General features: G+C 66.6%; 6 protein-coding genes and 1 pseudogene. All 7 read right to left on the bottom strand.

The genetic code is table 11. The features are described from left to right. A pseudogene (locus tag U4Y91_RS31755) lies at window positions 1–686 on the bottom strand (c-type cytochrome biogenesis protein CcsB); the annotation flags it as partial. A gap of 150 nt (window positions 687–836) precedes the next feature. Next, the gene (locus U4Y91_RS31750) at window positions 837–1,517 is read right to left on the bottom strand and encodes a c-type cytochrome (protein ID WP_321808362.1); all 681 of its coding nucleotides are present in this window, start codon (window positions 1,515–1,517) and stop codon (window positions 837–839) included. A gap of 43 nt (window positions 1,518–1,560) precedes the next feature. Further along, a complete protein-coding gene (locus tag U4Y91_RS31745) occupies window positions 1,561–2,946 on the bottom strand; it encodes a cytochrome C (protein WP_321808361.1) in 1,386 nt (461 codons plus the stop codon). Window positions 2,947–3,095: 149 nt separating this feature from the next. Beyond that, window positions 3,096–4,817 (bottom strand): cytochrome C, encoded by a 1,722-nt coding sequence (locus U4Y91_RS31740; RefSeq protein ID WP_321808360.1) that lies wholly within the window; start codon window positions 4,815–4,817, stop codon window positions 3,096–3,098. Next, window positions 4,814–5,632 carry a hypothetical protein gene (locus U4Y91_RS31735; protein WP_321808359.1) on the bottom strand — a complete coding sequence of 273 codons (819 nt, stop codon included), beginning with the start codon at window positions 5,630–5,632 and terminating at the stop codon, window positions 4,814–4,816. Before U4Y91_RS31735 ends, U4Y91_RS31740 begins: the two co-directional genes overlap by 4 nt. A gap of 27 nt (window positions 5,633–5,659) precedes the next feature. After that, complete coding sequence (locus U4Y91_RS31730; RefSeq protein ID WP_321808368.1) at window positions 5,660–6,460, bottom strand: outer membrane lipoprotein-sorting protein; 801 nt, start codon at window positions 6,458–6,460, stop codon at window positions 5,660–5,662. A 66-nt stretch (window positions 6,461–6,526) separates the two neighbouring features. Further along, window positions 6,527–7,033: a hypothetical protein gene (locus U4Y91_RS31725; RefSeq protein ID WP_321808358.1), complete on the bottom strand. Its 507-nt coding sequence runs from the start codon at window positions 7,031–7,033 to the stop codon at window positions 6,527–6,529. Window positions 7,034–7,038 lie beyond the last annotated feature (5 nt).

The following is a 7,038-nucleotide window of genomic DNA, read 5'->3' as shown; positions in this document are numbered from 1 at the left end:
TGCGTGCCGTAGTGGCCTTCGTAATACAGATACAGCAGCGCGGTGATCAGGCTGAACAGCACGAACACTTCGTACAGGTTCGACACCGGGATATGCCCGACGTCGGCGCCGATCAGGTAGGACTCGTACCAGCGCACCATCAGGCCGGTGAAGCCCATCAGCACGGCGACCCACGTGAGCTTCTGGCCGATCGCGGCGCCCGACGCCGAGCGCGCGAGCAGACCGATCCAGTAGAAGATCGTCGCGAGCACGAACAGCGCGCTCATCCACAGGATCGCGGACTGGCTCGACAAAAAGTATTTGAGGAAGAACGCCGCATCGGCGCGCGCGAGATCGCCCTGGTAGATCTGGATCGACAGCAACGAGAGCACGGCGATCGACGCCATCATCAGCCGCGCGGGCTTCCAGCGCCAGCCGAGCACGACGAGCGCCGGCACGGTGCCGATCATCACCGCCTTGTCGTAGTCATCCATGTACGCATGGTAGTGCGCGAGCGCATGGCCCGCGCCCGCCACGAGCGCCAGTGCGAACAGCCAGTCGATGACCGACAGGCGCGCGAGGAACGGACGATCGTCGCCCGGCCCGCACGCGCGAACCGCGGCCGGCGCGCGAAGTCGTCGAGGCAGCCGATACAGTGACGCGACAACGGACACCATGCCGCCGCGTGACGATTGAATGGCTTTCATGAGCGTCACCAGGATGGAACCATCGGATGCAAATAAAAAGAGGCGCCCCGCCCCGGGGGAGACGAGACACCTAAACGATCGCCGCCGGCGCCGCTCGTCTGCCCGCCCCGCGGCACCTGCCGCATGTGACGCCGGTTCGGCGGCGGCGGCTCATTGCTCGACCGTCGGGCTCGCCGGGCTCGCCGGTGCGTCGGCTTCCGGCGGAAAGGCCTCGACATAGGCCGCGACCGCGCGCATGTCCTGCTCGGTCATGTTCGCGCACACCGCCTTCATGATCGCGCCGCGTGGCCGCGTGTCGGTTTCCCGGAAAATCCTCAGCTGCTTCAGCACGTAGTCCGCGTGCTGGCCGGCGAGCCGGGGGAACCCGGTCATGCCCTCGCCATGCTGGCCATGACACCCGACACAGGCCGACACGCCCTTGTCCGGCAGTCCCGACACGAAGATCGCCTTGCCCGCGTCGAGCAGCAAGCGATCGCCGACCTCGCCGAGCACCGCCGGCTGGCTCGAGAAATAATCGGCCAACTGGTCGATCTGCGCATCGGTCAGATGCGTGAAGCCCCACATGTAGCGCTTCGCATTCGGATCGGCGCGCGCGTGATGCTTGAAGTCGGTCAACTGATCGACGAGGTATTCCTTGCGTTGCCCGGCGAGCTTCGGAAACATCGGCGATACCGACACGCCGTTCGCGCCATGGCAGTTCGAGCACACCTGCAATGCAATGGTCTTGCCCGACACGGCCGGATTGTCGACTTCCCGCGACCGCTCCAGGTCGTGACAACCCGATGCCGCCAGCACCAGCGCAAGCCAAGCGAAATGGGTCACCTTGTTCATGTCAGCGCTCTCCCTGCCGCAATGTCCGTCGCCCCGCCGTATGTCAGAACGAAGCGAGCCATAGATAGATGAACAGCGTGTCGTTGTCCCTTGCATTGCGTCCGTTGCCGTCGTAGTTGGTCGTCGCACCGAGGAACTTGGTGAAATGCGTGTACTGGATACCGATGCGCACGTGCTGATCAGGTATCCAGAATATTTCCGGCGTCCACCCCTGCGTATTCGGATGGAAGTTCGCGCTCGCCGCATAGGCGGTGCTGTCCGCGGTTCCCGTCGTATTGAAGAACGACAGGCTGACGCCATACTTGGCCTGGTAGATGTACGACGCCTTGAGCCGCAACGAATTCAGGTTCGCCGCCGTGTTGTCGCTCACGACGAAGTTGTTGGGATCGTGAATGTTCTCGCGCACGTAGCGCGCTTGCGCGGTGATCGTGTGCGGCTCCAGCAGGTACTGGTACTGCGTGTCGAAACCGTAGTCGCGATAGCGCGTCACGCCCGTGCCGAAGATCGGGAAGCTGTTCGGGTCGTTCGGATAGACGTTGACGCTCAGCCCGAACGCGCCGACCATCAGGCTGTGCGGCCCCCATTCGCGCGTCAGCGCGATGCGCGCATACGGGTTGTAGCCGCGCAGATAGACCTGCGGGTGATCCGGGTTGCCCGCGCGGCTGCCCTTGCTCAGGAACGACCAGATGCCGTCGGCCGTGCTGTAGGCGGTCAGCTCCGCATAGACCGTCTTGTTCCAGTACAGGTACCCGCCCATGCCGACGACCTGCATGGCGAGCGCGCCCTCGATCACCGGCGTGACCGGAACGCCGGCCACCGGGCTGATCGCCGAGCCGATGTACGGATAGCTCCAGGCCGGCGCGGTATTGAATACATCCTGCACGGTGGGGTTGTTGTGCAGCGTCAGGCCGAGGATCAGATCGGTTGCGGGAGACATGATCCGGTCGACGAAGCGAAAGTCGGTGTTGTCCGATGCCCACCAGCTTTTCCATTTTCCGTTGGCATCCTGATGATCGTAGTTCGCATAGGTGAATTGCGCGAAGCCGCCGAGATGGTCGGTGATCTTCCCGGCGAGGAACACGCTCGCGAAGTCGAAGATCGGCAGGCCGTTCTTCGGCGTGACCGGATTGCCGCTGGCGTCGCTGTTGGCTCGCGTCTTGCTCAGGTCGCCGACGGCCATCGCCGCGAACGGAATCGTGCGCTCGCCCAACGTATAACCGTTCAGCTTGAACATGCGCCCGTACGGCGTCAGTTCGGGAAACTGGCCGCCGGCGTGACACGCGACGCAACTTTGCCCGGTCTGGCGCGCGAAGATCGGCAGCGCCTGCGCGACGGACGCCTGCAGCAACGCGAGCGCCGCGATCGCGATCATCCAGCCGCGATGCGCCCAGCGATGACGCGTGTCATGCCCGACAAGAAACGTTGTCATGGCGGTTTCCCTCCTCACGCCGTGTGGCCCGCGCTGCGCCGGAACGTCGCGCGATGTATTCATTGTGCGGAGCGCCCGCGAAAACCGGCATGGGGAGACTTCCTCCATACGCGGTCTGATTCCTACTCCATCTCGACGCGCGCGGCCGCTCAGGGAACGATCCAGCCTCCGTCGGCGGCAAGCTTCGCGCGATCCGGCCCGGCGAACCGCGCGATATAGCCGCCCTTCGACGCGAAGCGCTGCCCCGGCGCGAGCGTCAGGCGCGGGTAGTAGCCGGTCAGGATGCGACGTTCGAGCATGTCCTCGATGCGCTCGACGAGATACTCGCCCACGAACGCATCGACCAGATGCTTCAGCGTCTCGGCGAGCAGGCCGCATGCGAGATACGTGTCTGCCTGCACCTGCGGCGCGACCATCGGGATCCGCCGGATCGTGAACCAGCCGAACGCGTAGTCGACGCGCACGCGCCGCCCTTCTGGCATGTCGAACGGATAGGCGACGCGCGTCACGCCGCGCCAGCGCGTCGGCAGCGGCGTGCTGTCGAGCCCGCCGAGCAGCCCCGACATGAACACCGTGTCCGACGCGGGCGGCACATGCTCGAGCGCCGCGAGGTCGGGCGGCCGCAGCCACAGCACGAGCGCATCGTCGCGCGGCATCCCGTGCAACGCATGCGCGACGCTCTCGTGAGGCGCAAGCGCGCGATTCGACACCGCGATGCCGTGCGCCTTCAGCGCGGCGGCCAGCGCCTGTGCGCCCCGCTCGCCGTTGTCGCCCGCGCGATAGACCTGCCGGACCGTCGTCACCGCCCGGGACGCAGGCCGCGCCGCGGCTTCATCCAGGATGCGCTTCGCGATCAGGTCCGACTCGAGCAGTACGCCGCGCGAGAAGTACACGGAGTAGAAATCGTGATCGGTCTCGACCGGCACCTCGACGTTCGGAAACAGGCACGGCACGGCCTCCTGTTCGCAGAAGTCGTGAACGGGCGCCCAGTTCCTGCCGCCGAGCCCCGACACGACGGCCAGCACCGGCTGTCGCGCGAAATACTGCCTGAGCTGCTCATGCCACGTGTCGGGCGGGCCGGTGAGCGACCAGACGTGCAGCTCCCAGCGCCGATTGACCATGAACATCATTTTTCGCGTCGAGCGCAGCGGCGGCGTCGCGCCGAACGGAAACGCGTTCTTGTCCGCGAAGTAGTGCTGCAGGACGTCGAGCATGCCCGCCCGCTTCACCGGGTCCGCATCGGGCGTGACGATCGTCGCGAAATGCAGCACCGTGTCGGTCACGCCCGACGGCCGACGGCGATCGAGACGCTTCAGATAGCCCGTCAGCGCAGCCACGTCGGCATCGCCGAGCGCGTACTGCGGCATCAGCCTGCCGAGCGGCTTGCCGTCCGGATCGATCCCGTCGCGCACGGCCCGCGCGAGCCGTTCCTCCGTGTACGGTTCGCGATCGGTGCGCATGCCGGCAACGTACGGGATGTCGAGATCCTCGCCGGTTTGCGCGCGAGGATGCGCCAGATAGCGCCACGTGATCGGCGGGACCGTGTTGTTGCCTTCCTTCGAACCGAGGCCGCTGCGGCGGTGGCAATTGATGCAGGCGGCCGCCGCGCCGCGCAGGCGCACGCCGTCCGGATGCACGGCTTCGAGCGGCGCGCCCGAACCGAGGATGCCGCGCTGGTAGATCGCCTCGCCCGCGTCCGCAGAAGCGACGGGCACGGGCGCGCCAGGCTCGGCGGGCGCCACCTCGTCGCAGCGCGCGTGACCGGTGGGCGCGCACAGCGCGGCCAGCACCATCCAGCGCGCCAGCCGCCGGCTCACGGCAAGCGGACGCGCCGCCACGAGGGCGCGCAGCCGCTGCCGGATGCCGTTCATGGCCGTGCCGTCGGCAGGCCGGCACGCGGCGGCGCCGGCGACACGCTCGCATCGATCGCAATCGAACGGCGTCCGCCCGGCGACACGGGCCGGGTGAAGATCGCATCGTCGAGCGGCGGATTCAGCGACACCTTGTCGATGACCAGCGTGTCCCTGTTCGGGGAAGCCGCCGTATGGCTTTCGATCCTGAGCGGGATCTGCAGGCCGTCGATGGCCTTGAAATCGCTGTAGCTCACTTCGACGGTGACCGGGCCGCGCGGGCCACGCAACTGACGGTCGAACTTCACGTCCAGGAACGTGCGGCCATCGATCCACACATGGCGAACCGCGCCGGAAGGCAGCGTCACCGCGAGGCGGTATGCATCGTGCCCGCCGATCTGGTCGACCCCTTCCAGCGCCACGCCGACGCCCTTCGCCTCGTGATCGATCAGTGGCCCGTCGATCACCTGCTCGTCACGCGCCGACCTGATCTCGTCGCTCGAATACGGCCGCGGACTCGCGCCCAGCTTCCAGCCTTCCCTGCCGTCGAACACGCGCACACTCTTCTCGTTCAATACCGTCAGCTCGAAGCGCGTCTTGTTCGGCCGCTTCATCGCGAGGACGAACGGCATGTCCCGCACGGGGGCGTTCGCGCTGTCGACATGGCCGAACCAGACCATCGTCCGGACCTTGCGCCATGCGTCGAGCCCGCCCCGCGCGGCGATATTCTTCTCGACGATCTGGTCCGCGGTGAGACCCTGCCCCGGTACTTGCTTGCACGCGCACAAGGCTGCCGCCATGCAGCCGGCGAGCACCCACGATTCGATTCGCTTCATGGCCCCGGTCCTCGCCCGATTGTCCGGCTAGCGGCTCGTCACCCTGGCCGCCCCGAGCTGCGGCTTGCCGAACGACGCATCGTCCACCGGCTGATTCACCGCCACGTGATCGATCGTCAACTTGTGCGTTCCCTTCACGCCGGCAACGGCCGTCTCGAGCGTGTGCGGCACGACGATCCCTCCCTCCTTGCGGAAGTCGCGGAAGAACACGGAGACGCCGTGCATCCTGCCGTCGAGCACGCGCGGGTCGCCGTCGATCTTCAGCTCGAGGAACGTGGCCGCATCGATCCACACGCGACGCTCCGCGCGCTCTTTCGTCGTCACTTTCAACACGTAGGCGCGATGCCCTTCCACCATTTCCGAGCCGATCAGCTGAACCGTGCTGCCCTTGCTCGCGTAATCGACGAGCGGCCCGTCCAGTTCCGCGGACTGCGCCGCCGATTTCGCCTCGGCCGGCGTATAGGGCTCGACTTCGTCACGACCGAGAAACGGCCGGACTTTCCAGCCCTGCGCACCGTCATAGACCTGGAACGCCGTCTGCCCGTTGAAGCGGACTTCGAAGCGATTCTTGTGCGGACGCTTCATCGTCATCACGAACGGCAGCGCGGTGTTCTTCTTGCCGCCGGCCTCCATCAGCCCCGACATCGTCAGCGTGCTGACCGTGCGCCACGCTTGCAGCCCGCCGCGCGCCGCCACGTTGCGCTCGACGATCTGCGCGGCGCTCGCGTGCCCCGCCGATGCCGCCTTGGCCTGGGCGGTGCCTGCCGCCGAGGCCGCGATCGAGTCGGGCGCCAGCGCAAGCAAACCCGCCAATGAGACCGCCCCCATTGCTACCGAAAGAAACCGGATCATGAGTCTTCTCCTGTCCCTGTGCCGCAAATCGCGGCCGCATCGTTATTCGACCAGCAGCCCGTCGATATGCAACGATCCGATGATCACGTTCACGCGTTCGCCGACCTTGACGACGTTGCCCTTGTTCGAAAACACCATCCAGTATTCCCGGCCGGCCTCGAGCCGGCCGCTTTGCCGCAACTGGCCGACCTTGTCCATCACCGGCACCTCGAGCAGTGCGTGACTCGTCTGCCCGTACAGATACGGCGTCGCGCTCCTGTCGGCGAGCCGCTTCGCGGCAGCGGGATCGGTCACGCGGTAGCTGAAGCGGATCAGGTTGTCCGATGTGATGCGGTGCACCTTCAGGTTGTCGATCCCCCTCGTCATCATGTAGTAGGTTCTCGCGCGCCGCGGGAGGTCCGGCCGGTATGGCGAATGCTTCGCACCGGGGCCGGGCGCAGCGGGCGCGCCCTGCTGCGCCGCGGCCGGCTCTGCGACGGCCGCGGCGGCGAGACAGGCGGCGACGGCGTAACGCGCCGCTCGCCTGCACAGCAAACGTGAACGGTTCATGGCCC

This window comes from Burkholderia sp. BCC1993 (genome assembly GCF_905339865.1).
Taxonomy (GTDB): Bacteria; Pseudomonadota; Gammaproteobacteria; order Burkholderiales; family Burkholderiaceae; genus Burkholderia.
Note: the sequence above shows the minus strand (reverse complement) of the source record. Positions and strands in the feature narration are given on the sequence as shown.